Annotated in this window: 21 protein-coding genes and 1 tRNA gene; 13 read left to right on the forward strand and 9 right to left on the reverse strand. The window is 68.6% G+C overall.

Going from position 1 to position 26,342, the window contains the following annotated elements:
• A partial coding sequence (locus tag Q7P21_RS07450; protein ID WP_304176465.1) for a TetR/AcrR family transcriptional regulator occupies positions 1 to 929 on the forward strand: 929 nt, incomplete at its 5' end.
• Positions 930 to 932: 3 nt separating this feature from the next.
• Here Q7P21_RS07450 and Q7P21_RS07455 read toward each other — a convergent pair.
• The 3 genes from Q7P21_RS07455 to Q7P21_RS07465 form a co-directional block, all read right to left on the reverse strand.
• Positions 933 to 2,414: an MFS transporter gene (locus Q7P21_RS07455; protein ID WP_304176467.1), complete on the reverse strand. Its 1,482-nt coding sequence runs from the start codon at positions 2,412 to 2,414 to the stop codon at positions 933 to 935.
• Between the two features lie 34 nt (positions 2,415 to 2,448).
• Positions 2,449 to 3,948, reverse strand: a complete 1,500-nt coding sequence (locus Q7P21_RS07460; protein WP_304176468.1) for an MFS transporter — start codon at positions 3,946 to 3,948, stop codon at positions 2,449 to 2,451.
• Positions 3,949 to 4,442: 494 nt separating this feature from the next.
• Positions 4,443 to 7,082: a TonB-dependent receptor gene (locus Q7P21_RS07465; RefSeq protein ID WP_304171869.1), complete on the reverse strand. Its 2,640-nt coding sequence runs from the start codon at positions 7,080 to 7,082 to the stop codon at positions 4,443 to 4,445.
• 331 nt (positions 7,083 to 7,413) lie between these two features.
• Between Q7P21_RS07465 and Q7P21_RS07470 the strand changes: the two genes are divergently transcribed.
• The gene (locus Q7P21_RS07470; RefSeq protein WP_304176470.1) at positions 7,414 to 8,277 is read left to right on the forward strand and encodes an SDR family NAD(P)-dependent oxidoreductase; all 864 of its coding nucleotides are present in this window, start codon (positions 7,414 to 7,416) and stop codon (positions 8,275 to 8,277) included.
• Positions 8,278 to 8,280: 3 nt separating this feature from the next.
• On the opposite strand, the gene Q7P21_RS07475 is transcribed toward Q7P21_RS07470, so the two are convergent.
• Positions 8,281 to 9,243: an NAD(P)H-quinone oxidoreductase gene (locus Q7P21_RS07475; protein WP_304167637.1), complete on the reverse strand. Its 963-nt coding sequence runs from the start codon at positions 9,241 to 9,243 to the stop codon at positions 8,281 to 8,283.
• A 104-nt stretch (positions 9,244 to 9,347) separates the two neighbouring features.
• On the opposite strand from Q7P21_RS07475, the gene Q7P21_RS07480 reads away from it, so the two are divergent.
• Together Q7P21_RS07480 and Q7P21_RS07485 are read left to right on the forward strand one after the other, a co-directional pair.
• A complete protein-coding gene (locus tag Q7P21_RS07480) occupies positions 9,348 to 9,560 on the forward strand; it encodes a DUF1192 domain-containing protein (RefSeq protein ID WP_304167593.1) in 213 nt (70 codons plus the stop codon).
• Positions 9,561 to 9,698: 138 nt separating this feature from the next.
• Positions 9,699 to 10,214 (forward strand): DUF1465 family protein, encoded by a 516-nt coding sequence (locus tag Q7P21_RS07485; protein ID WP_304167596.1) that lies wholly within the window; start codon positions 9,699 to 9,701, stop codon positions 10,212 to 10,214.
• 214 nt (positions 10,215 to 10,428) lie between these two features.
• On the opposite strand, the gene rpmE is transcribed toward Q7P21_RS07485, so the two are convergent.
• A complete protein-coding gene (gene rpmE / locus Q7P21_RS07490; RefSeq protein ID WP_242565567.1) occupies positions 10,429 to 10,653 on the reverse strand; it encodes a 50S ribosomal protein L31 in 225 nt (74 codons plus the stop codon).
• Between the two features lie 118 nt (positions 10,654 to 10,771).
• Here rpmE and Q7P21_RS07495 point away from each other — a divergent pair, with 118 nt between their 5' ends.
• Complete coding sequence (locus Q7P21_RS07495) at positions 10,772 to 12,622, forward strand: ABC transporter transmembrane domain-containing protein (protein ID WP_304167600.1); 1,851 nt, start codon at positions 10,772 to 10,774, stop codon at positions 12,620 to 12,622.
• Here Q7P21_RS07495 and Q7P21_RS07500 read toward each other — a convergent pair.
• Positions 12,619 to 14,091 (reverse strand): AMP-binding protein, encoded by a 1,473-nt coding sequence (locus Q7P21_RS07500; RefSeq protein ID WP_304167603.1) that lies wholly within the window; start codon positions 14,089 to 14,091, stop codon positions 12,619 to 12,621. The genes Q7P21_RS07495 and Q7P21_RS07500 overlap by 4 nt on opposite strands.
• A 206-nt stretch (positions 14,092 to 14,297) precedes the next feature.
• Between Q7P21_RS07500 and Q7P21_RS07505 the strand changes: the two genes are divergently transcribed.
• From Q7P21_RS07505 to Q7P21_RS07525, 5 genes are all read left to right on the forward strand, one after another.
• Positions 14,298 to 15,848: a class I adenylate-forming enzyme family protein gene (locus tag Q7P21_RS07505; RefSeq protein WP_304167605.1), complete on the forward strand. Its 1,551-nt coding sequence runs from the start codon at positions 14,298 to 14,300 to the stop codon at positions 15,846 to 15,848.
• Positions 15,845 to 16,339: a ribonuclease E activity regulator RraA gene (rraA, locus tag Q7P21_RS07510; RefSeq protein ID WP_304167608.1), complete on the forward strand. Its 495-nt coding sequence runs from the start codon at positions 15,845 to 15,847 to the stop codon at positions 16,337 to 16,339. Before Q7P21_RS07505 ends, rraA begins: the two co-directional genes overlap by 4 nt.
• A gap of 109 nt (positions 16,340 to 16,448) precedes the next feature.
• A tRNA-Ser gene (locus tag Q7P21_RS07515) sits at positions 16,449 to 16,538 on the forward strand.
• A gap of 41 nt (positions 16,539 to 16,579) precedes the next feature.
• Positions 16,580 to 17,965, forward strand: coding sequence for a tetratricopeptide repeat-containing glycosyltransferase family protein (locus Q7P21_RS07520; protein ID WP_304167611.1), 1,386 nt, complete (start codon positions 16,580 to 16,582; stop codon positions 17,963 to 17,965).
• Entirely contained in the window at positions 17,958 to 18,803 is an 846-nt protein-coding gene (locus tag Q7P21_RS07525) for a hypothetical protein (RefSeq protein ID WP_304167613.1), read from the forward strand. Before Q7P21_RS07520 ends, Q7P21_RS07525 begins: the two co-directional genes overlap by 8 nt.
• Here Q7P21_RS07525 and Q7P21_RS07530 read toward each other — a convergent pair.
• Together Q7P21_RS07530 and Q7P21_RS07535 are read right to left on the reverse strand one after the other, a co-directional pair.
• Positions 18,800 to 18,976 (reverse strand): hypothetical protein, encoded by a 177-nt coding sequence (locus Q7P21_RS07530; protein WP_304167616.1) that lies wholly within the window; start codon positions 18,974 to 18,976, stop codon positions 18,800 to 18,802. The two genes, Q7P21_RS07525 and Q7P21_RS07530, sit on opposite strands and share 4 nt — an antisense overlap.
• A 67-nt stretch (positions 18,977 to 19,043) precedes the next feature.
• The gene (locus tag Q7P21_RS07535; RefSeq protein WP_304167618.1) at positions 19,044 to 20,174 is read right to left on the reverse strand and encodes an aminotransferase class I/II-fold pyridoxal phosphate-dependent enzyme; all 1,131 of its coding nucleotides are present in this window, start codon (positions 20,172 to 20,174) and stop codon (positions 19,044 to 19,046) included.
• Between the two features lie 170 nt (positions 20,175 to 20,344).
• On the opposite strand from Q7P21_RS07535, the gene Q7P21_RS07540 reads away from it, so the two are divergent.
• Positions 20,345 to 21,895, forward strand: coding sequence for a tetratricopeptide repeat protein (locus Q7P21_RS07540; protein ID WP_304176472.1), 1,551 nt, complete (start codon positions 20,345 to 20,347; stop codon positions 21,893 to 21,895).
• On the opposite strand, the gene Q7P21_RS07545 is transcribed toward Q7P21_RS07540, so the two are convergent.
• A complete protein-coding gene (locus Q7P21_RS07545; protein WP_304176474.1) occupies positions 21,890 to 22,564 on the reverse strand; it encodes a DapH/DapD/GlmU-related protein in 675 nt (224 codons plus the stop codon). The genes Q7P21_RS07540 and Q7P21_RS07545 overlap by 6 nt on opposite strands.
• A gap of 173 nt (positions 22,565 to 22,737) precedes the next feature.
• Here Q7P21_RS07545 and Q7P21_RS07550 point away from each other — a divergent pair, with 173 nt between their 5' ends.
• The gene (locus Q7P21_RS07550; protein ID WP_304176476.1) at positions 22,738 to 24,369 is read left to right on the forward strand and encodes a hypothetical protein; all 1,632 of its coding nucleotides are present in this window, start codon (positions 22,738 to 22,740) and stop codon (positions 24,367 to 24,369) included.
• 22 nt (positions 24,370 to 24,391) lie between these two features.
• Positions 24,392 to 26,173 carry a DUF885 family protein gene (locus Q7P21_RS07555; protein ID WP_304176478.1) on the forward strand — a complete coding sequence of 594 codons (1,782 nt, stop codon included), beginning with the start codon at positions 24,392 to 24,394 and terminating at the stop codon, positions 26,171 to 26,173.
• The last annotated feature ends 169 nt before the right edge of the window (positions 26,174 to 26,342 follow it).

A 26,342-nucleotide genomic window follows, 5' to 3' on the forward strand; every position in this document is an offset into this window, starting at 1 on the left:
GGTTGCGGCTGACCGCCGTGGGCGAGGCCCCGGCCCTGCCCTCCCTGGCCGATGTCCGCGCCCTGAACAATCCCCGGCGGGCGGAGGTGGTCGAGGCCTTCATGGCCGGGTTCCGCAAGGTGCGCGCCCTGTTCGAGGCGCCGGAGCTGGCCTGGCTGGGTCGCGGCCGCCGCACAGCCCGCACCCACATGTTGCTGGAGCAACTGTTCTGGGCGGCGGCCTGGCTGCCCAAGTATGATCCCGAGGACTATCCCCGGATCTGCGAGCGGATGTACGACATCCTGATCGGCGGCTTCGCGGCGCCCGGCGCGGAATGGGCCCCGATCCCGGCGCCCCTGGCCGAGCTGGCGGCCGGCGAGGGCCAGGAGAACGGGCGCGAGACCTTCCTGCTGGCCGCCACCCGGCTGATCAATGCGCGCGGCTACAAGGGCGCCTCGGTCGACAAGATCTCCGCCGAACTGAACGTCACCAAGGGCTCGTTCTATCACCACCATGACGCCAAGGATGACCTGGTGGTGGCCTGTTTCGACCGCACCTTCGAGGTGATGCGCCGCGTCCAGCGCCTGGCCATGGCCCTGCCCGGAGATCAGTGGACCAGGCTGTCCAGCGCCGCCGCCGCGCTCACCGAATACCAACTGTCGGAATATGGACCGCTGCTGCGCACCTCGGCCCTGTCAGCCCTGCCCGAGGCGATCCGCGAGGAACAGGTCGCCCATTCCAACCGGGTGTCGGACCGTTTCGCCTCGATGATCTCCGACGGCATCGCCGAGGGCTCGATCCGCCCCGTCGACCCGGCCATCGCCGCCCAGATGCTCAACGCCACCCTGAACGCCGGCGCCGAACTGGCCTTCTGGGTGCCCGGCGTCACTCAGAAGGCGGCCCCTTCGGTCTTCGCCCGGCCCCTGCTGATGGGCGTCTTCATCCGCTGAGCCTCAGCCGAGGTGGCCCTCGGACGAGGCGGGTTCGCCCTCGCCGGCCAGATCGGCCGCCGCCGCCAGCTGGCGCAGGGACTCCGCGTGGCTCTCGCGGGTGATGCGGTAGCCGGACACCGCCAGGATCGCCAGGACATAGAGGGTCGCCAGGGTCGGCACATAGATCAGGCCCAGGTGGCGAACGACCTCCGCCGGGACCTGGCCAGGCTTGGCGTGCTGCGGGAAGTGGGCGGCGGCCAGCATCATGCCCGAGGCGAAGATGCCGATCCCCGACACCGCCTTGGCGACGAAGGCCGAGGCGGCGAAGAACAGCCCCTCCGACCGGTGGCCGGTGCGCAGTTCGGAATCCTCCACCACGTCGGCGATCATGGAGGACATCAGGATGCCCGCAGTGATCGAGCAGCCGGTGGAGATGATGTTCTGGGCGAACACCAGGGGAAAGACCCAGGGGGTGTGATTGGGCGGGAAGACGCCCGCCAGTCGCAGGGAGATGGGGATCGCCCCGACCACCAGGGCGCCGGCGATCAGGCTCATAGAGGCGGTCTTCTTGCCCCAGCGCTTGGACAGGATGGGGGCGGCGGCGAAGGCGCAAAGCGCCGCCGTCAGGCTGGAGAAGGTGAAGAGCGCAATCTGGGCGGAGGAGAATTCCCAGAAATAGGTAGCCATATAGAGCGCCATCGACAGGGCCAACCCGCCCGCCATGGCCGTGCACAGGCTGCCCGCCAGCACCCGCAGGAACGAGGCGTGGGCCAGGGTGCCCAGCATCTCCCGCCCCAGTTGGAGAAGCGTCAACTTGCGGTGCGGCGCGGCGCGCAGATAGGGGATCTGGCCATGGGTGCCCCCGGCCGAGATCAGGATCGCCACTAGCATCAAGAGCGCCGAAGCCAGGCCGTAGTGGGCGTAGCCCTCCGCGTTCAGTTGGCCGATCTTGTGCGCGGCGTCGGGCTTCAGGAAGATCTTCAGCGCCGCGAAATACATGATCAGCCCGCCGATCCAGCCGAACAGGAAGCGGTAGGACAGGAGCTTGGTGCGCTCGTCATATTCGGTGGTCAGCTCGGCGGCCAACGCAGAGGAGGGGATCTCGTAGCAGGTGATGAAGCTGCGGATCAGGATCGCCGTGGCGATCAGATAATAGAACAGATCCTGAGGCCCGAGGCCGCGCGGCGGATTCCAGAGCAGCAGATAGGAGACCGCCACCGGGATGGCGGCGGCGTACATGAACGGGTGCCGGCGACCCCAGCGCGAGCGCCAGTTGTCGGAGATCTGGCCGACAATCGGATCCAGGAAGGCGTCCACGAACAGGGCCGCCATGATCGCCAGACCCACGGTCTGGGCCGGCAGCCCCATCACCTGATTGTAGAAGATCAGCAGGAAATAGGAGAAGCCGTTGTCTTTCACCCCGAAGGCCACCGACCCGAAGCCGTAGAAGAACTTGGTTGTCAGGCTGAGGCGGCGGGCAGAGGGCGCGGCGGCGTCGGTCACGAGAGACTATCCTGCGGGTTGGAGGAAACGGGGCTCACGCGAGGCCGCCGGGGCCGGCGACGGCGGGGCGGCCTTCGAGCTCCTCGCCCAGTTCGGCGAGGGCGGCGGCCTGGGCCAGGGTGGCCAGGTTCTTCTCGTGGGTCTCGCGGTCGATCTTGTAGAACACCAGCACCAGGATCGAGAGGCCGCTCATGCCCGCCGTCACCGGCAGATAGAGCAGCGACAGGTGACGCATGATCTCCGGCGACACCGTGCCGGGCGCGGCGTGACTGGGGAAGGCGACCACGGTCAGGAGCACGCCCGACAGGAACACCCCGATGCCAGAGGTGAACTTGTTGAGCAGGCCATTGGCGGCGAACAGCAGCCCCTCGGACCGCACGCCGGTCTTCACGGCCGCGTCCTCGACCACGTCAGCGATCATCGAGGAGATGATGATGAAGCCGGTGATGGCCAGGGTCGTGGCGATGAAGAAGTCGCCGACCAGGAAGGGCATGATCCAGGGCGAGCCGTTGGCCGGCGCCAGGCCGAGCAGGCGAAGGCCCTGCGGCAGGGCGGTCGTCACCACCGAGACCGTGAACAGGGTCAGCATCGCCCGCTTCTTGCCCAGCAGCCGCGAGGCCGGCGCGGCCAGGGCCACCCCGAACAGGGAGGCGGCCACGCCGGCCAGGCCGATCAGCGAGACGCCCGCAGCTTTCATCCCCCAGAGCTCGACATAGAAATACTGGCTGAGCGCGCCGCTCAGGCCCATCGACACCCCCGAGCACAGGCCCGACAGCATGACCACGATCAGCGACGGGTTGGTGATGGTGCCCCAGACCTCGCGCACCACCTGGGCGGTCGGGACCTTGCGCACCGGCGGCTGGATCAGGGTCTTGATATGCCGGTGGGTGCCGATCGAGGACAGGAAGATCGTGCTGGCCATCACCAGGCCGGCAGTCAGGCCATAGAGGCCATAGCCGGAACGGCTGAGAATCCCGCCGTGCTCGGGGCTCAGGAACACCCGATAGAGCAGGACATTCATGCCCAGGCCGCCGACGACGCCGAAGAAAAAGCGATAGCTGAACAGGCCCGTGCGGTCGTTGTAGTCCGGCGCCAGTTCGGGAGCGAGCGCCTGGCTGGGCACCTCATAGAAGCTGACTGCCAGGCGCATCAGCACCAGCAGCAGGATCAGCGTCGGCCCAGCCCGGGCCGGACCCCATTCCGGCGGCGTGTTCCAGAAGGCGAAACAGGCCACGGCCACCAGGGGAACCGACAGATACATCAGCGGATGGCGCCGGCCCCAGCGCGTGCGCAGCTTGTCCGAGAAGTGACCGATCATCGGATCGATCAGGGCGTCGAGCATCAGGGTCAACATGATCGCCGTGCCGACCCACAGCGCCGGCAGGCCGATCACCCGGTTCAGATAGGGCTGCAGCACCGACGACGACAGTCCCAGCGAGGACACTCCGAAGGCCACCGAGCCCACGCCATAGAGGGTCTTGGTGCCGAACCCCAGGCGAGGGGGCGATCTGGGAACGGACGCGGTTTGGGTCATGGACGGTTCGTTTCGAATATTGGGTATGAAATCAGGCGCAGCAAAGGACGGCGTGGGGTGGACTAGTCGCGGTGGGGCGGCGTGCGGTGGCGCGGGAGCGGGCCAGAGACAGACAGGCCCAAGGCGGGCGCGGTTTTGGCGGTCATGCGGCTTCGTCCCTGGGCGCGGCGCCCTCACCTCCACGGAGGTCGGACACCGACATTGTTGCCTCAGAGCGTGCGGGAGGCCCTTCCACCCGTCAACGGTTTTGATCTTACGGTTTTGAAACACTGGCCGGGGGCCAGGCCCGTCGACCACGAAAAACGGGCGCGTCGGCCAACGGCGCGCCCGTAAGATCGTCCTAGAGGAATGCTAGACGCTACTGGAACTTCGCGCACCGTCGGGAGCGCGAACCGCCCCGCCCTGGCTCCTGGAAAAGCGTTCCAGGACAGGCCGGGCCGTCTCAGGAGGAGCGCCTTCCCCGCCGCCTCGCGGGGCGGGGAAGGGTCTCAGGATCAGAAGAACCGGTATTGCAGCTCGAGACCATAGGTCCGGGGCGGGGTCAGTTCGAGGTTTTGACCGCCGTTCAGGAACTGATCGCTGGCCACGGTCGCGCTTCTGTTGCGGTTCGAGGCGACCACGGCGGCGTCATAGCCGTCGGTGTCAGCCACGTTCTTCACGTAGGCGATGATCGTGTACTTGTTGCCCTTCGGAGCCCAGTGGGCGCGAAGGTCGATCTGGTCCCAAGACGGAGCAGAGTTCCAGGGCTTCGAGAAGACGTTGGCATAGGCCTTGTCGCGATAGATGTAGCTCGCGCTCAGGGTCAGGGTGCCGGGCTCCATGAAGAAGGAGTAGCTGCCATTGACCGCGATCTTGGTCTTCGGCGCCTGGGGCAGGCTGTTGCCAACGATGCTGACCGCGCCGGTGTTGACGTTGTCGTTCACATCGACCAGCAGGTCGCTCTTGAGGATCCGGGTTTCGTCATAGGAGTAGTCGAGGGTCAGCCGCAGGGGCTGGATCGGCTGCCAGATCACGTCCAGTTCCAGACCATCCGACCGCGACTTGGCGACATTGATGAACTGGTTGACGTTGGTGGGGCCGACCCGGACCGTCACCGGAGCCTGCAGGTTGCGATAGTCCAGATAGTAGAGGGCGGCATTGACCTGCAGGGTGCGGCCAATGCTCTTCTTGAAGCCGATTTCGTAGGAATTGACGAACTCGGGATCAGCTTCCGGGGCGACCAGGAAGCTGCCGGCCGACAGACCGAAGGCCTTGTAGCCACGGCTGTAGCGGGCGTAGCCCATGGTGCCTTCGCTCGGATCCCACTGGACGCCGAAGGTGCCGGTCACGGCGTCCGAGGTGTCGCCCAGATTGCGGGCGGCGACGCCGGTGGCCGGATCGATGGTGTACTGCTTGCAGACGGCGCCGGTGCAGACGGTCGGGCTGGTCACGCCCTTGGCGCCGGCCGCGGTCGTGGTCGGAGCCAGGGTCGCGGTCAGGTCCATGGCGCCGTTGCCCAGGCCGCCCAGAGGAGCCAGGGCGTTGCCGAGGCCAAAGGCCTTGCCGACCGCCGGAAGCGCGCCGAGGTTGCCCAGCAGGCTGCCCCAGTTGGCCGCAGTGCCCGGACCGAAGCCGGCCAGGCCGATGGCCGGATAGAGGCCCGCATAGCAGACGTCGGAGTTACAGACGATCCGGCGATATTCCGTCCCGAACTTGTGGTCCTTGGTGTAGCGCAGGCCCAAGGTGAACTTCAGGGTGTCGGTCGCCTTCCAGTCGATCTGGCCGAATACGGCCTTGCTCTCGGTGGTCAGGGCGTAGTGACCCGCCGACCAGACACCGTCCGGGTTCGGCGCGGCGCCGAGGATCGGGGTCTGCAGCGAGGATTGACCCTTCAGGAAGAAGTCGGCGGTGCTGCCGGTCCCGGAGTACTTTTCGTTATAGTAGTAGACCCCGGCGATCCACTGCAGCGGCGAGTCCGTCGTCGACGCGATGTTGATCTCGTGGCTGTACCACGTCGGGTACTCGAAATAGTGATAGGTGTTGTCGGCATTGACCGTCATCGGGCTGCAGTCGACGGTCGAGATGCCAAACCCGTAGAGGGTGTGGACATTGCCGCAGACCGAGCCAGCCGCCAGCGGAATCTGGTAGGACTTGACGTTGGTGGCGTCGGTGTCGCCGGTCAGGTCGTACTTATAGTTCTGCAGACCGCCGATGTACTTAATGTCGAAGGTCGGCAGGTGATAGGCGAAGTTCGCGGTGAACGAATGCACGTCGGTCAGTGTGACGTGCTGCGCTTCGTTGGTGTTGAACTTGCGCGGATCGCTCAGCGCCGGGTTGGTGGTGGTCGTGCCGCTGCCGAACTGCACCAGGCTGCCGGGGACGATGCCCGACACGCCGGTTTCCGGCGTGTAGCCGTGGGCCGAGTTGTAGACGATCGAGAAGTTCGGATCGGTCAGGCCGGTTTCGTACGGACCGTTGAGGTAGCCGGCGCGGGCGCCCGGACCACCGCGGTTGTTCCACTCCAGGGTCTTGTAGTTCATCCACAGGTCGGCGTTCTCGCCGAACTGGGCCTTCACCTGGAACTGGACTTCGTACTCGTCACGCTTGCTGCCTTCGGTCGGCATGCCCTTGTTGACGTTGGTGTAGTAGCCTTCGTTCTGATTGAGCTTGTAGCCCGAGACCCGAACGCTGAGGTTTTCAGCCAGCGGGCCGGACGCGGCGCCCTGGAAGTTGGTGAAGCCGAAGTTCTCCGCGATCGCGCGGACCTCGGCATAGGGCGTGTCGGTCGGACGCGCCGAGATCACGTTGACGGTGCCGCCGATGGCGTTGCGGCCGTACAGCGTGCCCTGCGGACCACGCAGGATTTCCACCCGGTCGGTTTCCAGCGGCGGGCCGCCGGCCAGAACGGTCGAGGTGGTGAACAGGCCGTCGATATAGATGGCCACGGCGCCGTCCACCGAGTGGACGTTCGTCAGGCGGCCGATGCCGCGCATGCTCGCCCGGTCATTGGCGGATTGATAGACGAAGCCAGGCGTGAAGTTGGTGAGGTCCTGGATCGAGCTGATCCCGACCAGATCGCGCTGTTTGCTGGTGAAAGCCGAAATGGCGATCGGCACGTCCTGAAGGCTCTGCTCACGCTTTTCAGCGGTGACCACCAGTTCTTCGATCGTGGTCGATTGAGAGCCCTGCGCGTGTGCCGCGCCTGCGAAAATTACAACCGCAAGTGAAGCAGTCGCAAAGAGTCCCATCCTGTTACGGATCAAAATCGCCTCCCCTAATTGGCTCTTTGGCCAGCGCGAATACCGCGTTTCAGAAAGACTGTTTCGGCGCAGACCCGACGTCAAGCGGCGGGGTTACCCCAGTGTAATATTTCACCTCGATTTACACCCAAGAGTGCATTGAGCGGACAAAATACAATCCACAGTGTCATGTTTGCTCAATCGCTTGCGGCGGCTAAGGTCCCAATCACAAAATGGGGAGTGGGTCATGGACCGTCTGAAGGGCAAGATCGCCGTCATCACCGGGGGCTGTGCTGGCATTGGATTGGCGACGGTCGAGCGGTTCGAGGCCGAGGGCGCCCGGGTGCTGGTCGGCGACATAGATGATGCGGCTGGCGCGGCCCTGGAGGCGCGCTTTCCAGGGACGGTCGCCTACCGCCGGTGCGACGTGACCGACGAGCCCCAGATCGAGGCCCTGATGGCCCACGCCGTCGACCGGTTCGGGGGGCTGGATATCCTGTTCAACAACGCCGGCGCCGGGGGCTCGCCCCAGCGGCTGGAGGAGATGACCGGCGAGGCCTGGGACCGCAGCCAGGGCCTGTTGCTGCGCTCGGTGGCGCTCGGCATGCGCTACGCCCTGCCGCACATGAAGGCCCGGGGCGGCGGCGCGATCGTCAACACCGCCTCGATCGCCGGCCTGCAGGCGGGCATGGGACCGATCGCCTATTCGGTGGCCAAGGCCGGGGTGATCCACCTGACCAAGGTCGCCGCCGCCGAACTGGCCCGCGACGGGGTGCGGGTCAACGCCATCTGCCCCGGCCTGATCCTGACCAATATCTTCACCCCGTCCGAGACGGTGCCCGCCGGCATGGCCGAGCTGATCAAGCAGACCATGGCCCAACAGGCGCCCGACGCCCAGCCGATCGCCAAGCCAGGCCTGCCCGCCGATATCGCCAACGCCGCCCTGTTCTTCGCCTCGGACGAAAGCGCCTTCGTCACCGGGGTCCACATGCTGGTGGACGGCGGCATGTTCGTCGGCCCCCGTCAAAGCTGGGACCCGGAAATGCGCGCCGAACGCACCCGCATGCAGGAGGCGCGGCGCGCCGCCTTCGAAGCGGGGCAGGCCTCTTAGCTCTTAGAGTGTCAGGACCACCTTGCCGACCACCTCGCCGCGTTCCAGGGCGGCGTGGGCCTCGCCCGCCTGGGCGAGCGGATAGGTGCGGTCGATCACCGGCTTGAGCTTGCCGGCCGCGATCCAGGGCCAGACGGTCGCCTCGACGGCGGCCGCCAGGCGCGCCTTCTCATCGGCGTCGCGGGGCCGCAGGGTCGAGCCGGTGACCACCGCGCGCTTCTGCATCAGCCGGAAGATCTGCAACGGAACCTCGCCCCCGCCCTGGGCGGCGATGAACACGATGCGGCCGCCGGTCTTGATGGCGTCGAGATCCTTGGAGAAATAGTCGCCGCCGACCATGTCGAGGATCACGTCGCAACCCCCGGCCTGCTTGGCGACCTCTGCGAAGTCCTGGGCGGTGACGTCGACGGCGATGTCGGCGCCGAGCTTTAGCGCCTGCGCCGTCTTGGTCGCGCCCCGGCTGGTGCCGATGACCTTGGCGCCGGCGGCCTTGGCCATGGGAATGGCGGTGGCCCCGATGCCGGAGGTCGCCCCGTGCACCATCAGGGTCTCGCCAGCTTTCAGCCCGCCGTGTTCAAACACATTGGCGAACACCGTGAACACCGTCTCCGGCAGGGCTGCGGCCTCGACTGCGGTGAAACCGGCCGGGATCGGCAGGGCGTGACGGGCGTCGACCACGGCGTATTGCGCATAGCCGCCGCCGCCGAGCAGGGCGCAGACCCGGTCGCCGGCCTTCCAGCGGCCCGCGCCTTCGATCACCTCGCCGGCGACCTCCAGGCCAAGCGTCTCCGGCGCTCCGGGCGGCGGCGGATAGGCGCCCATGCGCTGGATCAGGTCGGGACGATTGACGCCCGCAGCCTCGACCTTGATCAGAATCTGGCCCGGCCCGGGGGTCGGACGGGCGATCTGGACCGCCTTCAGGGCCTCGGCGGGCCCACGGCCGCCTTCCACCGCGATCGCGGTCATGGTCGTCGATTGGCTCACGGGTGTGACCTCCCTGGTCTTGCGCAGGCTTTGCGTCCGCGTTCAGATAGACGCTTGATACGGGACGGCAAAGGGAGGCTCTTCACATGGAAGAACCTGCGAGCATCCGCGTCGGACGCGGTCAGAGATTGACCGAGGCCGTGAAGGAAGACCTGGAGCTCTATGCGGTGGCCGAGCTTGAGGATCGAATTGAGATCCTGCGCGGCGAGATCGCCCGTTGCGAGGCCCAGATCGGCCGCAAGCGGGCGGGGCGGGCGGCGGCGGATGCGCTGTTCGGTCCCAGCTCGTCGCAGACCTGAGACCGCTATGGAAGATGGCCCCACCAGCCTTGGCACGGGGGTTGCAGCGCCGGGAAGCGAATACCGGCGCCTGTCCACGGACGACATCCCGTCCAAGGACGATCTGGGGCGCGTACGACTTTGTCGGGGACGATTTTTATGAGTGATGGCATTGCGCCGACCACGGCCCGCCGCGCGGATGTGATCCGCGACTTCGCGGGCTCCGAGCTGTTCGACCGCACCTTCCAGGAAGGTATGGACCTGGTCGAGGAGACCGCCGGCTATCTGGACGGCTCTGGCCGCCAGGAGTCCAAGCTTCTGTCGCGCAACGCCGCGCTCGCCTACGCCGCCGAGAGCATGCGCCTGACCACCCGGCTGATGCAGGTGGCCTCTTGGCTGCTGGTGCAACGCGCCGTGCGTGAAGGCGACATGCCGCCCGAGGGCGCCTGCGACGACCGCTATCGCCTGGGCGCCGAGGACGTCTGCCGGCCGGGCGCGACCAAGACCGCCGAGGAACTGCCGGCCGGTCTCCTGACCCTGCTGGAGCGCTCCGAGCGTCTCTATGAGCGGGTCCGCCACCTGGACCGCCGCATGTATGTCGAGGCCGACGAGACCGAGACCGCCAACCCCGTGGCCGATCACATGGACCGCCTGCGCTCAGCGTTTGGGGGCTAAGACCTTCCTCCCTCTCCTTCATGGGGAGGGACAGGCCGCGTGAGCGGCCAGAGTGGGGAGCTGCGTCAGCCCCAAGAGCCCCACCCGTCTGGCGCTCCGCGCCAGCCACCCTCCCCACGCGGGGGAGGGAGAAGACCAGACAACAGAAAAAGCGCCGCGCGGTTCACGCGGCGCTTTTTTTGATCTGGATCGAAGCGGCCAGGGCCGCCGCGACTTACTTGCGGGTGAACGCGCCGAACTTGGCGTTGAAGCGCGACACGCGACCGCCACGGTCCAGCAGTTGCTGGTTGCCGCCGGTCCAGGCCGGGTGGGTCTTCGGATCGATATCGAGGTTCAGCGTCGCGCCCGGCTTCCCGTAGGTGGAGCGCGTCTGATAGCTCGTGCCGTCCGTCATCACCACGGTGATGAAGTGATAGTCGGGATGGGTGTCTTGTTTCATTTCGGAGGCATCCGACCTAAAGGAGCGGCATCAAAGAGGACGGCCCGCCGAGTGGGCGGGCGCGAACGAGCCGCGCCTATACAGGAAAAGGCGGGGCGAGAGCAAGGGCGCGATTTTCATGAGTGAATTGGGGGCCGAGCCTCAGGTGGACGGCCGGCCGACGGCAGGCGCCGCTTTGGTTCAGGAGATCTCCGAGGCGGCTGAGCGCCGACCGCGCAGCCGCAACGTCCGAGCGCTGGGCCGACTCTTGCCGTTCATCGGCGCCCACAAGGCCGATGCGGGCTTCGCCAGCGTCTTCCTGTTGACCGCCACGGCCTCGACACTCGGGCTCTCCGCCGCCGTCCGCCTGCTGGTCGATCACCTGACCTCGGCCAAGGCGAACCCGCAATCGGTCGACGCCTGGTTCATCCTGCTGGGCGCCGTGGCCGTCGCCTTGGCCCTGTCTTCCGCCCTGCGCTACTTCTTCGTCACCAAGCTGGGCGAGCGCATCGTCGCCGACCTGCGCAAGGCGACCTACGCCCACATCCTGACCCTGGATCCGGCCTTCTTCCTGGCCACCAAGACCGGTGAGGTCTTGTCGCGCCTCACCACCGACATCCAGATCGTCGAGAGCCTGCTCTCCACCTCGGTCTCCATGGCGCTGCGCAATTTCCTGACCCTGATCGGCGCCCTGATCATGCTGATGGTGGTCAGCCCCCACCTGACCGGCCTGGTGCTGTTGATCTTCCCGGTCGTGCTGGCGCCCCTGTTCCTGTTCGGCCGCCAGGTCCGCAAGCTGACCGCCTCGACCCAGGACCAGTTCGCCAAGGCCGTTGGTCATGCCGGGGAGACCCTCGACGCGCTGGAGATCGTCCAGGCCTTTGGCCGTGAAGCGTCCGGCGCCGCCCGCTTCGGCGAGGCGGTCGAGGCCTCGTTCCGCACGTCCCTGCGCCGCATGACCGCCCGCGCCACCATGACCGCAGCGGTGATCGCCCTGGTGTTCGGCGGGGTGGTCGCGATCTTCTGGCTGGGCGTCCACGCCGGCCTGCGCGGCGACATGAGCTGGGGCGCGCTCTTCCAGTTCGCCCTGCTCTCCGTCCTGGCCGCCAGTTCGGTCGGCGCGCTCGGCGAGACCTGGGGCGATGTCCAGAAGGCGGCCGGGGCGATGGAGCGGATTTCCGACCTGCTCGACGCCGAGCCTGGCATTTCCGCACCCCCGGTCCCCAAGCATCTGCCGGTGGCCGGCGCGGGCGAGGTCGCCTTCGACAATGTCACCTTCGCCTATCCCGGCCGCCCGGACCTGCCGGCCCTGACCGGCTTCACCCTGCGCGTGGCGCCGGGCGAGCGGGTGGCCCTGGTCGGCCCCTCGGGCGCCGGCAAGAGCACGGTCTTCCGCCTGCTGCTGCGCTTCTATGACCCTCAGGCGGGCGTGGTCCGGCTCGACGGCGTCGACCTGCGCGACGCCGATCCCGCCGAACTTCGCCGCCGCATGGCCCTGGTCGCCCAGGAGAGCCCGCTGTTCTCCGGCTCACCTACCGAGAACATCCGCTTCGGCCGCGAGGGCGCCTCCGACGCCGAGATCCACGCCGCCGCCCGCGCCGCCCAGGCCGAGGGTTTCATCCAGGCCCTGCCGCAGGGCTATGACACCCCGCTGGGCGAACGGGCCCGTAGCCTGTCCGGCGGCCAGCGCCAACGCCTGGCCATCGCCCGGGCGCTCGTCCGCGAGGCGCCGATCCTGCTGCTCGACGAGGCCACCAGCGCTCTGGACGCCGAGAACGAGCAACTGGTCCAGCGCGCGCTGGACGGCGCCATGGACGGCCACACCACGATCGTCATCGCCCACCGCCTGGCCACCGTGCTCAAGGCCGACCGCATCGTGGTGATGGACGCAGGCCGGGTGGTCGAGCAGGGCACGCACCAGGAGCTGGCCAGCCGCGGCGGGCTCTACGCCCGCTTGGCCGCCCTCCAGTTCGGGGACGCGGCGGCTTAGGCCGGCTTCAGCCGCGCTTCCCGAAGCGCTGAGCGCCGCACCTTGCCGGCGTCGTCGCGCAGGGGTTCGTCGACGAACTCATAGGTCCGCGGCTGCTTGTAGGTGACCAGCCGGGTCGACAGGTGCTCGCGCAAGCTCGCCTCGTCACAGGCGCCCTTGGTCTGGACGATGGCGTGGATCAGGTTGCCCAGGTCGTCGTCGGGGATGCCGATCACCGCGCAGGACTGCACGGCGCCGTGCTCCTCCAGGGCCGACTCGATCTCGGCCGGATAGACGTTGGAGCCGCCGACCAGGATCATGTCGGTGCGCCGGTCGGCCAGGTAGAGATAACCCTCGGCGTCGAACCAGCCGATGTCGCCCAGGCTTTCCCAGCCGCCCTCCAGGGTCTTGGCCGTGGCGCCGAGATATTTGTAGGACGGCGGCGCGCCGGCCGGGCGGCGCATATAGATCTCGCCCACCTCGCCGGCCGGCAGCACCGAGCCGTCTTCGCCGATGGCGATCATCTCGCCCACCGTCACCCGGCCGACCGAGCCGCGATGCTCCAGCCACTCGGTCCCGGTGATGGTGGTCACGGCCTGGGCCTCGGTGCCGGCATAGAGCTCCATCACCGTCTCAGGCCCGACCCAGTGGATGAAGGCCTCCTTCAGCCAGGCCGGACACGGCGCGGCCAGGTGCCAGAGGGTCTCCAGGGAGGAAAGGTCATAGGCCGCCCGCGTCTCCTCCGGCAGCCGCCAGATGCGGGTCATCATGGTCGGCACCAGATAGATCCAGGTCGCCTTGTGCGCCTGGATCGCCGCCAGGGTCCCCTCGGGATCGAAGCGCGGCAGGATCACCATGTGCGCGCCCTGGCCGAAGGCGGCCATCATCATTCCGAAGCCGGCATTGTGATAGAGCGGGGCAGGCAGCAGCGCGATGGATCCGGTGCGCATCCGCCAGCCGCCGACCTCCGGCGTCTCCGCCGCCGTCACCCCGGGCTGGCCGGACAGGATCAGCTTCGGACGGCCAGTAGAGCCGCCGCTGGTCGGGGCCTTGGAGACCGGCGCCGTGGCGTCGGCCAGGTCGCTGTCGTCTTCGGATTTCGCCAGGATGTCGGTCAGGGTCACCAGCGGCCGGTCGATCTGGACCTTGAAGTCGGCGATGACGATCGGGGTCCTGGCGAGCTCCATGATCGCCTCCAGCTCGCCCTGGGGCAGGCGGAACGAGACCGGCTGCGGCGTCGCCCCCAGCTTCCAGATCCCCCAGCAGGCCACGGCGAAATCGATGGAGTTGGGCAGGCCCAGGGTCACCAGGTCGCCGTGCTTGACGCCCAGGGCCGCCAGGCCGCGGGCCGCGCGGTTGGTCAGGCGATGGAACTGGCCATAGGTCAGGGTCTGGTCCTTGCACGACACCGCCGGGGCGTCGGGCTTGAGCGCCGCCCACTGCTGCAGCTTGGCGCCCAGGGAGATCATTTCGGGGGTGTCGTCGGCCATAATATGTTCCGTCCCAATGGCCTGGTCGGCGGCGGGACCGCAGCGCCAGGCGTCTTTTGAAATAGCTGTCGCCGCCGATAGGAAAGAGCGGTCGCCGACACTTTCCTCCAGGGCAGGCCTGGGCGGCAAGCGCGCGATTGCAGGTCCCGCGCTTTCCAGCCTAAGAGGACCCAACAATTCGAACGATCGGTAGGTAGGAGGCCCTCATGTCCGTTGAAGAGATCCTGACTCAGGAGTTCGGAACCCTGGCCGAGGTGATCGCCGCCCAGGCCCAGGAGCGCGGCGACAAGGCCGCCCTGGTCGATGCGCGCCGCACCATCTCCTATGGCGAGCTCGACGGGCTGATGGACCGCATCGCCGTGGCCCTGCAGCGCGACGGGGTGGCGAATGCCGACGTGGCCGCCGTCTGCGCGACGTCCAGCGTCGAATATGGCGCGACCTTCTTCGGGATCCTCCGGGCCGGCGGCGTGGTCGCCCCCCTCGCCCCGTCCTCGACGCCGGAGAGCCTGGTGGTCATGCTCAAGGACTGCGGGGCCAAGGTGTTCTTCCTCGACAAGGGGGTCTCCGACGCGCTCGCCGGCGTGGCGGGCGAGATCACGGCCAAGCGCGTGGCCCTGGACGGCTCTGACGCCGGGATCGCCTTCGAGGCCTGGCTGGCCCCGGCCGGCGCGAAGCCCGCCCCGGTGACCGTCACCCCCGACCAGGGCTTCAACATCATCTATTCGTCGGGCACCACCGGCACGCCCAAGGGCATCGTCCAGCCGCACGCCATGCGCTGGGGCCAGATCCGCCGCGGCGTCTATCCGGACTCATCGGTCTCGATGATTTCCACCCCGCTCTATTCCAACACCACCCTGGTCTCTTTCCTGCCCACCCTGTCGAACGGCGGCACCGCCGTGCTGATGCCCAAGTTCGACGCCGAGCAGTTCCTGAAGCTGTCGGAAAAGCACCGCGCGACCCACGCCATGCTGGTGCCGGTGCAGTATCGCCGCCTGATGGAGCGGGCTGATTTCGACAGCTATGACCTGTCGAGCTTCGTCATGAAGTTCTCGACGAGCGCCCCGTTCCCGGCCGAGATCAAGGCCGACGTCCTGAAGCGCTGGCCCGGCGGGCTGATCGAATATTACGGCATGACCGAGGGCGGCGGCTCCTGCGGCCTGCGCGCCCACGAGTTCCCCGACAAGCTGCACACGGTGGGCCAGCCCCTGCCCGGCCACGACATCCGCCTCATCGACGAGGACGGGAAAGAGGTTCCTCAAGGCGAGATTGGCGAAGTGGTGGGCCGCTCCGGCGCGATGATGGTCGGCTATCACAACCAGCCGGGCAAGACGTCGGAGGCGGAGTGGTATTCGCCTGACGGCCTGCGCTTCATCCGCACCGGCGACGTGGGCCGCTTCGACGAGGACGGCTTCCTGACGCTCATGGACCGCAAGAAGGACATGATCATCTCCGGCGGTTTCAACATCTATCCCTCAGACCTCGAGGCCGAGATCGTCCAGCACCCGGCGGTGCTGGAAGCCGCCGTGGTCGGCGTGGCGTCGCGGGCCTGGGGCGAGACCCCGGTGGCCTTCGTGGCGCTCAAGGCCGGCGCCAGCGCCGATCCGGCCGAGATCAAGGCCTTCGTCAACGGCAAGGTCGGCAAGACCCAGCGCCTGGCCGACCTTGTGCTGATCGACAGCCTGCCGCGCAGCCATATCGGCAAGGTGCTGAAGCGCGAACTGCGCGACGACTACAAGGGTGAGGCCCTCAGCATATGACCCTTCCCAACGAAATGGGCATCAGCGTCGCCGACCTGTGCGACGCCAATGAGGACGAGATCGAGGTCTGCGAGCTGCAATTCAAGGACTATGGCGGCCGCACCGCCTTTTCCGGCCCGATCCGCACCGTCCGCTGCCACGAGGACAATTCCCTGGTGAAGGCGACGCTCGCCACTCCGGGCGAGGGTTGCGTCCTGGTGATCGACGGCGGCGGCTCCCTGCACCGGGCCCTGGTCGGCGACATGCTGGGCGCCGACGCCGTGAAGAACGGCTGGTCGGGCGTGGTGGTCAATGGCGCAGTGCGCGACACCGCCGTGCTCGGAACCCTGGAACTGGGGGTCAAGGCCCTGGGCTCCCACCCCATGCGCAGCGTCAAGCGCGGCGAGGGCGTGGTCGACACGCCGGTGGCCTTCGGCGGGGTGGTGTTCGTGCCCGGCGACCGTCTCTATGCCGATGAAGACGGCGTCGCCGTTCTGCCCGCCGACGACTGAAACATCGGTCTCGCCAAGCGGCCAAACAGCCTCTTGCGGAGCCGGGGTCGGATGAGTAGGTTCCGCGCTCGCTCGGCGGGCCCCTTCCAGGGGGCCTCCAGACGGCTCCGGAGAGGTGGCTGAGTGGTCGAAAGCACCGCACTCGAAATGCGGCGTACCTTTACCGGTACCGTGGGTTCGAATCCCACCCTCTCCGCCATGACCAAAAACATCTAACGTCGCGCCCCAGGGGGCCAGGGCATGAGCGAGCTGGATCGGATCTTGGCTGCGGCCCAGGCTTTGGCCAAGGCCGGGCGGTTGGCGGAGGCTGAGGTCCAGGTCGACGGCGTCATTCGCCGTGCGCCGCGGGATGGCCGGGCGCATCGGCTCAAGGGCCTGATCCGCCAGCAGGCCGGGGACGCCGCCGCCGCCCTCGCCAGTTTTGACAAGGCCCTGGCGCTCAATCCCGACGATCCGGTGACCTGGAGCGGACGCGGCGTCGCCCTGCAGGCCCTGAGCCGGCCCCTCGACGCCCTGGAAAGTTTCGACCGCGCCCTGGCGCTGAAGCCAGACGCCGGTCTCACCCTCTATAATCGCGGCCAGACCCTGGCGGCGCTGCGCCGCTACGGGCCGGCCCTGGAGAGCTATGACCGCGCCCTGGCCCTGCAGCCGGGTCTCGACGACGCCCGGTTCCGCCGGGGGCTGATCGCCCTGTTGCTGGGACGGTTCGACGAGGGCTGGCGCGACTATGACGCGCGCTGGGACATCGCCGCCCAGGCCCGCCACGGCATGGGCACGGTGACGCCGGAGCTGGCGACCCGCCTGACCCGCCGGATTTCGGCCGCCGACCTGATTGGGCGCGAGGTGCTGGTGCTGTCCGAACAGGGGGTCGGCGACCAGATCATGTTCGCCAGCATGATCCCTGACCTGGCCCGGGTGGCCCGCCAGGTGACCCTGGCCTGCGAACCCCGCCTGACCCGCCTGTTCGCCCAGTCCTTTCCCGACGTGTCCGTGGTTGACGCCCGCGCCCCCCTGACCGGCGTCCGGCCGGACCTGATCGTGGCCGCCGGCGACCTGGGCCACGCCTTCCGCCCACGGCGAGAGGACTTTCCGGGTCTGCCCTATCTGGCGCCCCGCCCGGAGGTCACCGAGGCCTGGCGCGCGCGGCTGGGCGGCGGATCAATCCGACGGATCGGCCTGTCCTGGCGGGGCGGCATGGCCCACACCAATGGCGAGGGCCGCTCCCTCACCCTGGACCAGCTGACGCCGCTGCTGGACCTGGACGGCGTCGAGTTCGTCAGCCTGCAATATGGCGACGTCTCCGAGGAGGTGGCGCGGTTCAATGCCGGCCGGCCCAACCCCATCCGCCTGTTTCCTCGCGCCGAGATCGACGACTTCGAGGCCCTGGCCGGCCTGGTCGGCGCCCTTGACCGGGTGGTCTCGGTCCAGACCGCCCTGGTCCACCTGTGCGGCGCGATCGGCGCGCCCTGCCTGACCCTGATTCCGGCAAGTCCGGAGTGGCGCTATGGCGCGACCGGCGCGACCATGCCCTGGTACGGCTCCGTGGCGCTGGCGCGGCAGGACAACGAGGCGACGTGGGCGCCCGTGATCGACAGGATCGTGCAGGAGATCAGGTCGCATGCCTAGGGCTCTGGGCGGCGGTGGCCTCATCGTGGCGCTGGTCTTGATCCAGGCGCACCCGGCCGAGGCGGCGGCGCGCCTGATCTACACGTCTCCGGATGGCCGGTTCCTGGTCCTGAGCCAGGCCGACCTCGGCCCCGAAGAGGCCCAGGCGATCAGCGGCCGGGTGGCCGCGGCCTATGACTGGGTGGCGCGGATCCAGGCCTGGCCTGACCCCGCGCCCTTGGCGGCGCCCCTGAGGGTGGTGGTGGCCGACACTCCGGGCCTGCTCGGCGTCGCCATCGACAACAGTTTCAAGGTCGGCCTGGACTATCTGAGGTCCGACCCGGACCTGTCCGAGGGGACCCTGGCGCATGAGCTGACCCACATCCAGGATCGCCGCGAGGCCCGGCCCGCCGGCGTGCCGGGTTTCATCGCCGAAGGCCGGGGCCTGACCGATGGCTTCATGTACCGCCGCAGCCTCGGCCAGCCCCCGCAGCCCTATGACCGCGCGCTCGCCCGGGCGATCCTGGGCTATACGGCCCAGGACGCCGCAGAGGTGACCGGCGACACCGCGCCCGGGGATCTGGCCGACCCCGAGGCCAACCGACGCCTGGAGTTCGTGGGGGCGTGGTTCGTGGAATATCTGCGCAGCGGCTATGGCGGCCAGGGCTTCGCCGACGTCCAGCCGCGTCTGGCCCGGATGATCACCGGTCTGCATCAGGGATCTGGATTTGAAGCCGCCTTCGCGGCCGCCTTCGGGGTCGACTATCGAAGCGTTCAGGTCGCCTTCATCCGCCACGCGGAGACGACGTCCGGGGCCGATCGGCTCAAGGCCACGATCTGGGATGGTCTGGGCCGCTAGCGCGACAGCCAGGGCTTGGACTTCGACGAGGACTGGGCGGCGGCGGCGCGTTCGCGCTGGAAGCGGCCGCCGCGTGGCGGCTTCGGCTTGGCGTCAAGGGCCGCCTGCTTCAGGCGCAGGGCGCGCTGGATCGGGGTCTCGTCGGCGGGCGGGGCGTCGTCGTCAGTGGCCATGATCGGTGTCCTTCGCCCCTTCAATAGCCCGACCGCGCCGATCGCGCCCGCGAAATCCGGTGCGACCTCAGACCCGTTGGACCTCGGGAACGGCCGCACGGAGCGCCAGCATCGCCTGCAGCTGGGCGCAGACCCGGATGATGTCGTCTTCCGTGAGGTGGCCGTGGAACGGCAGCCCCAGGATGCGACCGCGCAGCCCCGCCGTATTGGGCAGGTCGCCCGCCCGCGCCATGGCCTGATAGGCCGGGTGACCGGTGAGGTCCGGCTGGAACCACTGGCGGGTCTCGACGCCCACCGCAGCGAGGCCGGCGGCGGCCTCGGCGGCGGCGGGCACGGCCACGACAAGGCCGCTCATCTCGCCTGGCGGGGTCAGATGGGCCGGCAGGTGGCGGCCATAGGCCTCCCGCGCCCGGTCGAGGGCGGCGCGAATCTGCGGCGCCCGCGCCAGCTGGGCCAGACCGACGGCGGCGTGATACTCGCTGAGCTTGGCGTTGCCCGAGGCTCGGGTCACGCGGACACCGTCGAAGCCGAAATTGCTGAGCCGGCGGACCATGTCGATCAGGTCCGGATCGTGGGCGGCCACGAGGCCGCCCTCGCCGACGCCCAGGGGCTTGGTGGCGTGGAGGCTGAAGACGGCGACGCACCGACGTGGCATCGGCTGGCGTATCAGGGCCGCGGCGGCGTCGAACACCACCGGCAGGCCCGTGCGGTCGGTGAAGTCGTCCCAGGCGGCGGCGTCCAGGGCCAGGCCGAAGGTCGCCACGGGCAGGACGGCGGCGACGCCGTCCAGGTGCGCCTCAGCGATCTCCGGGGTCAGGACCCAGGCGTCAGCGTCGACATCGGCCAGCACCGGCGTCAGGCCGGCGGCCTGGACGGCCCAGGCCGTAGCGGGGAAGGTCAGGGCCGGCAGCAGCACCCGGGCGCCCGGCGGCAGGTCCAGCGCCCGAAGCGCCAAGGCCAGGGCGTCGGAGCCGGAGCTGGCCAGGGCCACCTCCGGCGGACAGGCCGGATCGAGCAGCCGCCCGAGACCACGCCGCAGATCGGTTTCCAGCGGACCGAAGTTCGAATAGGTGCGGGTCTCGTCCAGCCGGCGCAGATACGGCAGCAGCTGATCGACCCCAGGCAGGTCGGCGACATACAGCCTGACGGGCGCCGGCGGAGACCTCGGGAGAAGACTCGGGTGGGTGATCGCGCGCATCCTGAAGAGCTTGGACCTGACAGAATCAACTCCGAGCCCCTATCGATCGGGCATCTGGCGAGGGGACACAACAAACCAGGATGGGTGAAATAGGTCCGCTACTCGCACAGGCTGCAGCGCTTCTGTCTCGAGGTCGCGCCGTTGAGGCCGGCGCCCTGGCGCAGCGGGCTGTGGCCGAGGCCCCGGCCGATCCGGGCGCCTGGTTCCAGCTCGCCCGGGCGCTGCGGGACATTGGTGACCGCGCCGGCGCCTTTGACGCCTTCCAGAAGGCCGCCGATCTCAATCCCTCCTGGGCCGCCCCGCGCATCGATCTGGGCAATATCCACAGCCAGGCCGGGCGATGGTCAAGGGCGCTGCCCGAATATGAGACCGCCCTGCGGCTGGCGCCCAACCTGGTCGCCGCCCAGGTCAGCCTGGCCGTCGCCCTGCGCCAGGTGGGTCGCCATGCCGAGGCGCTGGCGCTGTTCCGCGCCGCCCAGGTGGACACCACTGGCGCGGCAGGTCTGCATAGCCGCTACCTCTTCGCCCTGACCCAGGCCCCGGGGGTGAGCCGCGAGGCGGTGTTCGCCGCCCATCTGAAGTTCGGCCAGCGCTTCGGCCAGGACTGGATAGCGCCCCACGCCAACGACCGCACCCCGGACCGACCGCTGCGGGTCGGCTATGTCTCCGGCGACCTGGCCGGTCACGCCGTGGTCAATTTCATCGCCCCGGTGCTGGCGGCCCATGACCCGGCCCGGGTCGGGACGGTGATCTATTCAACCGCCCCGCCGAGCGCTGCCCCTGAACGTCACCCGGGGGCCTGGCGAGAGGCTGCGGGTCTCGACGACGCAGCCTTGGCCGAAGCCATCCGCGCCGACCGGATCGACATCCTGGTCGACCTCTCCGGCCACACCGGCCTCAATCGCCTGGCGGTGTTCGGGGCCAAGCCGGCCCCGGTGCAGGTGAGCTGGATCGGCTATCCCAACACCACCGGTCTCAGCCAGATCGACTATCGGCTCACCGACCGCTTCACGGCCGGCCCGGAGACCGAGGCCTTCCTGGCTGAGGCGGCCTTCCACATGCCCGGCGCAGGCGCCTGCTACCAGCCCTTCGAGGACCTGCCGATCACCCCGCCGCCCGCACAGGCCCTGGGCTGCGTGACTTTCGGCGCCACCAACGCCCCCTCCAAGCTGAACGCAGCGGTGTTCGACACCTGGGCCGAGATCCTGCGCGCCTGCCCCGACAGCCGGCTGGCGCTGAAATATCTTGGCCTCGCCGACGGCTATCTGATCGACCAGATCACCCGGGCCTTCGCGGCGCGCGGCGTTGATCCCGGTCGACTGAGTTTCGCGGGCGCCTCGCCGTTCGCCGCCTACATGGCCGGCTACAGCGCGATCGACATCCTGCTCGATCCCTTTCCCTATACGGGCGGCACGACGACGCGGAACGCCTTGTGGATGGGCGTGCCCGTGGTGACCCTCAAGGGTCAGGCGCTCTATGAACGGATCAGCAGCGGCCTGCTGGCCGCCATCGGCCTCGACGACTGCATCGCGACCTCGCGGCCCGACTATGTGGCCAAGGCCGTGGCCCTGGCCGGCGACCTCGGACATCTGGCGATCCTGCGCCAGGAGATCCGGCCGCGCCTGATGGCCAGCGGCCATTTCGATCCCTCAGGTTTCACCCGAGACCTGGAGGACGCCTATCGGGAGATGTGGCGGCGCTGGCGCACGGCCAGCCTATGAGCCCATGGGCCGGGCCGGGACCCCCGCCACGCGGCCGCCGGCCGGCACGTCGCGCACCACCACCGCGCCCGCCGCCACGAAGGCGTCGTCGCCGATCTCCAGCTCCTCGATCACGTTGGCGCCCATGCCGATCGTGGCGCGCGCGCCGACATTGACGTGACCGCCGACATTGCAGCCCGGCATCAGGCGCGCTGCAGGGCCCAGCCGGCTGTCGTGGCCCAAGGTCACGCCGCGATTGATGAAGGCCCCATCCTCCAGCACGGCGCCCGGCGCGACGACGCTGTTGGCGCCCACGAACACGCCGGATCCCACGCGCACGAACCGGGAGACATGGGCCGTCGGATGGACGATGGCCGCGAACGCCACCCCGAAGGCCGCCCGAGCGTCAGACATCAGCAGGTCGCGGCCCGCCGCCGTGGTGCCCAGGGCGTAGAGCTCTCCGGCTCGGGGCTGGAAGTCGGCCCAGGCGACCACTTCCGGGGCGATGCCCAAGCGGGCGAAGCGCTCGACATAGCTGAGCGTGCGCGGCCGCACGGTCTCGGCCTGATTGACCACCAGCCTGGCGAACCGGCCGCCCAGGGCGTCGATGGCCTCATAGAAATCCGACAGCATATTGGACACCCCGAACAGCACGAGGTCGCGATCCTTGAGGATGGTCGGAGAGGTCATGGGTGTTGGGGCTCTGGAGGCGGGGCGCCGGATTGGACCGCGCCGCGCTCGATTGTAAAGCGGCGGGCCGCCCTCCGGACGATTTGCGCCCGGTCATGTCAGCGGGCGCTTGTCAGTCGCGACCCGTCGCAGCCTTATCCCCGCTTCACTCAACGACCTGGGAAGGCGCTTTGATGGACCGGCCCGCCCTGATCGCCCTGGCCAGGACCTGGGCGCCGCGCCTGCCTAGCCTGGCGCTGGGCGGTCTGCTGGCGATCTATCTGGCCTTCGCCTTCCGGGGCCTGTCGACCTCGAGCTACTGGATCGACGAGCTCTTCACCCTGTTCGTGGTCGATCATCACGGCGGCTGGAGCGAGGTCATGGCCCGGGCGCTCACCGACACCCACCCGCCGGCCTATTATCTGGCGCTCAATGGCTGGATCGCCCTGTTCGGATCGTCGGAGGCGGCGGTTCGAAGCCTGAGCGCGCTGTGCGCCACCGGCGCCGTGATCGTCTTCATCGGCGGAACCCGAGGGGTCTATTCCCTGCGGGCGCGGCTGTTCGCCGGCCTGTTGGCGACCGGCTCGGCCTGGTGGTTCATGCAATCGCAGAACGGGCGCAACTACGCCTTCTGCATGCTGGCCAGCGCCGTCCTGGCCACGGCGGCGGTCGCCATCCGCCGCAGGCTGGCCCTGGGCGGCCCCTTCCCTGCGCGCGCCGTCGGGGCCTTGGCCGCGGCGGGCCTGATCGGGTCCTTGGGCCATTTCTACATGCTGCTGCAGACCGGCATGATCTTCGCCGCGCTCATCCTCACCACCCGCGACCGCCGGGTGCAGGCGACCGTGGCCGCCGCCGGCCTGGCGATCCTGGCCGTGACCCTGGCCTATATCCACGCCTTGCGCGCCCACACCCTGCAGGACTTCGCGGCCCTCTGGTTCGGCAAGGACTGGGCCTTCTTCCAGATGGAGCTCAATGGCGTCTGGCAGGATCTCATGGACTGGACGGTCGGGGCCGCCCTGGCTGTCCTCGTCCTGGCCATGATGGTCTGGCGCGGTCGCGCGGCCCAAACGCCTGGAGGCGCGGATCGCGGGCTGGGCGACTGGATCGCGGCGGCGGGACTGTTCGCGGCCATCGCCGCCGCCCTGCTGGGGGTGATCGTCACCCTGGTCTATACCCCGTCCTTCTCCGACCAGAATGTCCTGGTCGCCTTCCCCCTGATCTGGCCGGGCGCCGCCTGGCTCTATGACGCCGCCCTGGGATCACGCGGGCCGCCCTGGGAGACGGCGATCGGCCTGGCGGTGGTCGCCTGCCTGGCGCCGCGCCTGGGCGACCTGGAGCGGCGCGACGTGCAGCGGATGGAGGATTGGCGGGGATCGGCCGCCTATGTCAGCGGCCTGGCCGCCTGCCGGGGCCAGGACATCCCGGTGGTCCTGCCCTTCCGTTTCGGCCCCTCGACCTCCTTCTTCCGCAGGCTCGCCGAGGTCGATTTCTTCGGCCGCTATTATCGCGGCGGCGGATCGCTCAAGGCCTTCCTGCCCGACGAGCTGGCGCGCGATCCGACCTTGAAGCCGCTCTACGCCCCCCGCGCCCACGGCGGTTGCCCGGTCCTGGCCTGGAGCGTCCACGATGTCGGCCCGCCCGACGCCGAAAGGATCAGGGCCGCCCTGGCCGCCCGCCTCGAACTGGCCGGGGCAAAGGTCGTCGCCCATGGCTTCCCGAGCGATTTCGGGCCGAACGACGACGCGCCGAATGGCGACTGGGCTTATGTCTATGAGGTGGCCAGGCCGGTTCCCCCTAGCCCCGCCCACCGGCTCAGGGTCAGATAGCGCCACGCTTTCGGAGCTCTGCATGTCCCGCCTCGCCTCTCGCCTCAGCCTCGCCGTCCTGTTCGCCGCCACCGCCCTGTCCACAACCGCGATCTCCACCTCCGCTGGAGCGGCTGGCGGATCTGCGGATGCAAGGTTCAAGGCGCTCTACACCCGCGAATGGGCCTGGCGCAGCGCCGAGCTGGAGGGGGAGGAGGGCGAGGATTCCACCGATCGCATGGCCGACCATCTGCCGCGCATCGACGCCGCCCACCAGGCCGCGCGCCTGGCCTATTGGACCAAGGTGATGGGCGAGCTGGACGCCATTCCGGCCGCCAGCCTGTCGCCGGAGGCCCAGGTCAACGCCCAGATCTATCACGACCAGATCGCCGTCCTGATCAACCAGCAGAAGTTCAAGGACTACGAGAAGCCGCTGAACGGCGACTCCGCCTTCTGGTCGGACCTGACGGGCGAGGCCCGCAAGCCCCTGCGCGACGCCGCCGAATATGAGCGCTACATCACCCAGCTGACCGACTTCCCACGCTATTTCGGCGAGGAGATCGTCAATATGCGCGCCGGCCTGGCGCGCGGCTTCACCCCGCCCCAGGTCGTGCTCAAAGGCCGCGACGCTTCCATCGCCTCGGTCGCCGAGGCCAAGGGCGAAGCCAATCCCTATTTCGGCCCCTTGAAGCAGATGCCGGCCTCGATCCCCGCCGCCGACCAGGCGCGGCTGAAGGCCAAGGCCCTGGCCGCCATCGAGGGCTCGGTGATCCCGGCCTATGCCGATCTGCTCAGCTTCATGCGGACGACCTATCTGCCCGCCGCGCGCACCGATCTGGCGGCCGAGACCCTGCCCGACGGCAAGGCCTATTATCAAAGCAAGATCAAGGAGTTCACCACCCTCGACATGACCGCCGACCAGATCCACGCGCTCGGTCTGTCAGAGGTGGCCAAGATCCACGCCCAGATGCTGGACGTCATGAAGGAGACCGGGTTCCAGGGCGATTTCCCGGCCTTCCTGACCTATCTGCGCACCGATCCGAAGTTCTACGCCAAGACCCCGGAAGAGCTGCTGATGCGGGCGGCCTGGATCGCCAAGCGGTTCGACGGCAAGGCCGAGCAGTATTTCGGCTATCTGCCGCGCAAGCGGTTCGCGATCATCCCGGTGCCGGACGACATCGCCCCCTACTACACTTCCGGTCGCGGCGGCCCGGGCGTCTATCTGGTCAACACCTACAACCTGCCGTCCCGTCCGCTGTACAATCTGACGGCGCTCACCCTGCACGAAAGCGCGCCGGGCCACGCCTTCCAGATGCCGATCGCGATGGAGCACAAGGAACAGCCGAAGTTCCGCCAGGAGGTCTACATCTCCGCCTTCGGCGAGGGCTGGGCGCTCTATTGCGAGAAGCTCGGCCTCGAGATGGGCATGTACGAGACGCCCTATGACCGGTTCGGCATGCTGACCTACCAGATGTGGCGCGCCGCCCGCCTGGTGGTCGACACCGGCATCCATTCCAAGGGCTGGGCGCGGGCGCAGGCGCAAGCATTCCTGCACGACAACACTGCGCTCAGCGACCACGAGATCGAGACCGAGGTCGACCGCTATATCGGCTGGCCGGGCCAGGCCCTGGCCTATTACCTGGGCGAGGCGACCATCCTGGCGGCCCGCGAGAAGGCCGAGAAGGCCCTGGGCCCGAAGTTCAACCTGCGCGCCTTCCACGACACCGTGCTGGAACTGGGCAGCGTACCCATGCCGGTGCTCACCGACCGCATCGACCGCTTTATCGCCGAGGGCGGCAAGGGCCCCTATCCGGATCTGGAGTGACTACTCCTCCCCCAGCGCGCAGCGCGATGTGGGGGAGGTGGATCCTGGCGCGCAGCGTCGGGAGACGCAGGGGGCCGCCGCGCGAGCAGCGGATGCGCCACTCGCCGCGTCCGACCCTTCGGGTCGGCCCCCTCAGCCCGCTTCGCGGACAGCTCCCCAGCGGGGGAGC

This window comes from Phenylobacterium aquaticum (assembly GCF_947378715.1).
Classification (GTDB): Bacteria; Pseudomonadota; Alphaproteobacteria; order Caulobacterales; family Caulobacteraceae; genus Phenylobacterium; species Phenylobacterium aquaticum_A.

Excerpts from the sequence above, each read along its gene's own strand:
- Q7P21_RS07460 (WP_304176468.1), bottom strand. The coding sequence starts at position 3,948 with ATGACCCAAACCGCGTCCGTTCCCAGATCGCCCCCTCGCCTGGGGTTC.
- Q7P21_RS07470 (WP_304176470.1), top strand. The coding sequence starts at position 7,414 with ATGGACCGTCTGAAGGGCAAGATCGCCGTCATCACCGGGGGCTGTGCT.
- Q7P21_RS07475 (WP_304167637.1), bottom strand. The coding sequence starts at position 9,243 with ATGACCGCGATCGCGGTGGAAGGCGGCCGTGGGCCCGCCGAGGCCCTG.
- Q7P21_RS07480 (WP_304167593.1), top strand. The coding sequence starts at position 9,348 with ATGGAAGAACCTGCGAGCATCCGCGTCGGACGCGGTCAGAGATTGACC.
- Q7P21_RS07485 (WP_304167596.1), top strand. The coding sequence starts at position 9,699 with ATGAGTGATGGCATTGCGCCGACCACGGCCCGCCGCGCGGATGTGATC.
- rpmE (WP_242565567.1), bottom strand. The coding sequence starts at position 10,653 with ATGAAACAAGACACCCATCCCGACTATCACTTCATCACCGTGGTGATG.
- Q7P21_RS07495 (WP_304167600.1), top strand. The coding sequence starts at position 10,772 with ATGAGTGAATTGGGGGCCGAGCCTCAGGTGGACGGCCGGCCGACGGCA.
- Q7P21_RS07500 (WP_304167603.1), bottom strand. The coding sequence starts at position 14,091 with ATGGCCGACGACACCCCCGAAATGATCTCCCTGGGCGCCAAGCTGCAG.
- Q7P21_RS07505 (WP_304167605.1), top strand. The coding sequence starts at position 14,298 with ATGTCCGTTGAAGAGATCCTGACTCAGGAGTTCGGAACCCTGGCCGAG.
- rraA (WP_304167608.1), top strand. The coding sequence starts at position 15,845 with ATGACCCTTCCCAACGAAATGGGCATCAGCGTCGCCGACCTGTGCGAC.
- Q7P21_RS07520 (WP_304167611.1), top strand. The coding sequence starts at position 16,580 with ATGAGCGAGCTGGATCGGATCTTGGCTGCGGCCCAGGCTTTGGCCAAG.
- Q7P21_RS07525 (WP_304167613.1), top strand. The coding sequence starts at position 17,958 with ATGCCTAGGGCTCTGGGCGGCGGTGGCCTCATCGTGGCGCTGGTCTTG.
- Q7P21_RS07530 (WP_304167616.1), bottom strand. The coding sequence starts at position 18,976 with ATGGCCACTGACGACGACGCCCCGCCCGCCGACGAGACCCCGATCCAG.
- Q7P21_RS07535 (WP_304167618.1), bottom strand. The coding sequence starts at position 20,174 with ATGCGCGCGATCACCCACCCGAGTCTTCTCCCGAGGTCTCCGCCGGCG.
- Q7P21_RS07545 (WP_304176474.1), bottom strand. The coding sequence starts at position 22,564 with ATGACCTCTCCGACCATCCTCAAGGATCGCGACCTCGTGCTGTTCGGG.
- Q7P21_RS07550 (WP_304176476.1), top strand. The coding sequence starts at position 22,738 with ATGGACCGGCCCGCCCTGATCGCCCTGGCCAGGACCTGGGCGCCGCGC.
- Q7P21_RS07555 (WP_304176478.1), top strand. The coding sequence starts at position 24,392 with ATGTCCCGCCTCGCCTCTCGCCTCAGCCTCGCCGTCCTGTTCGCCGCC.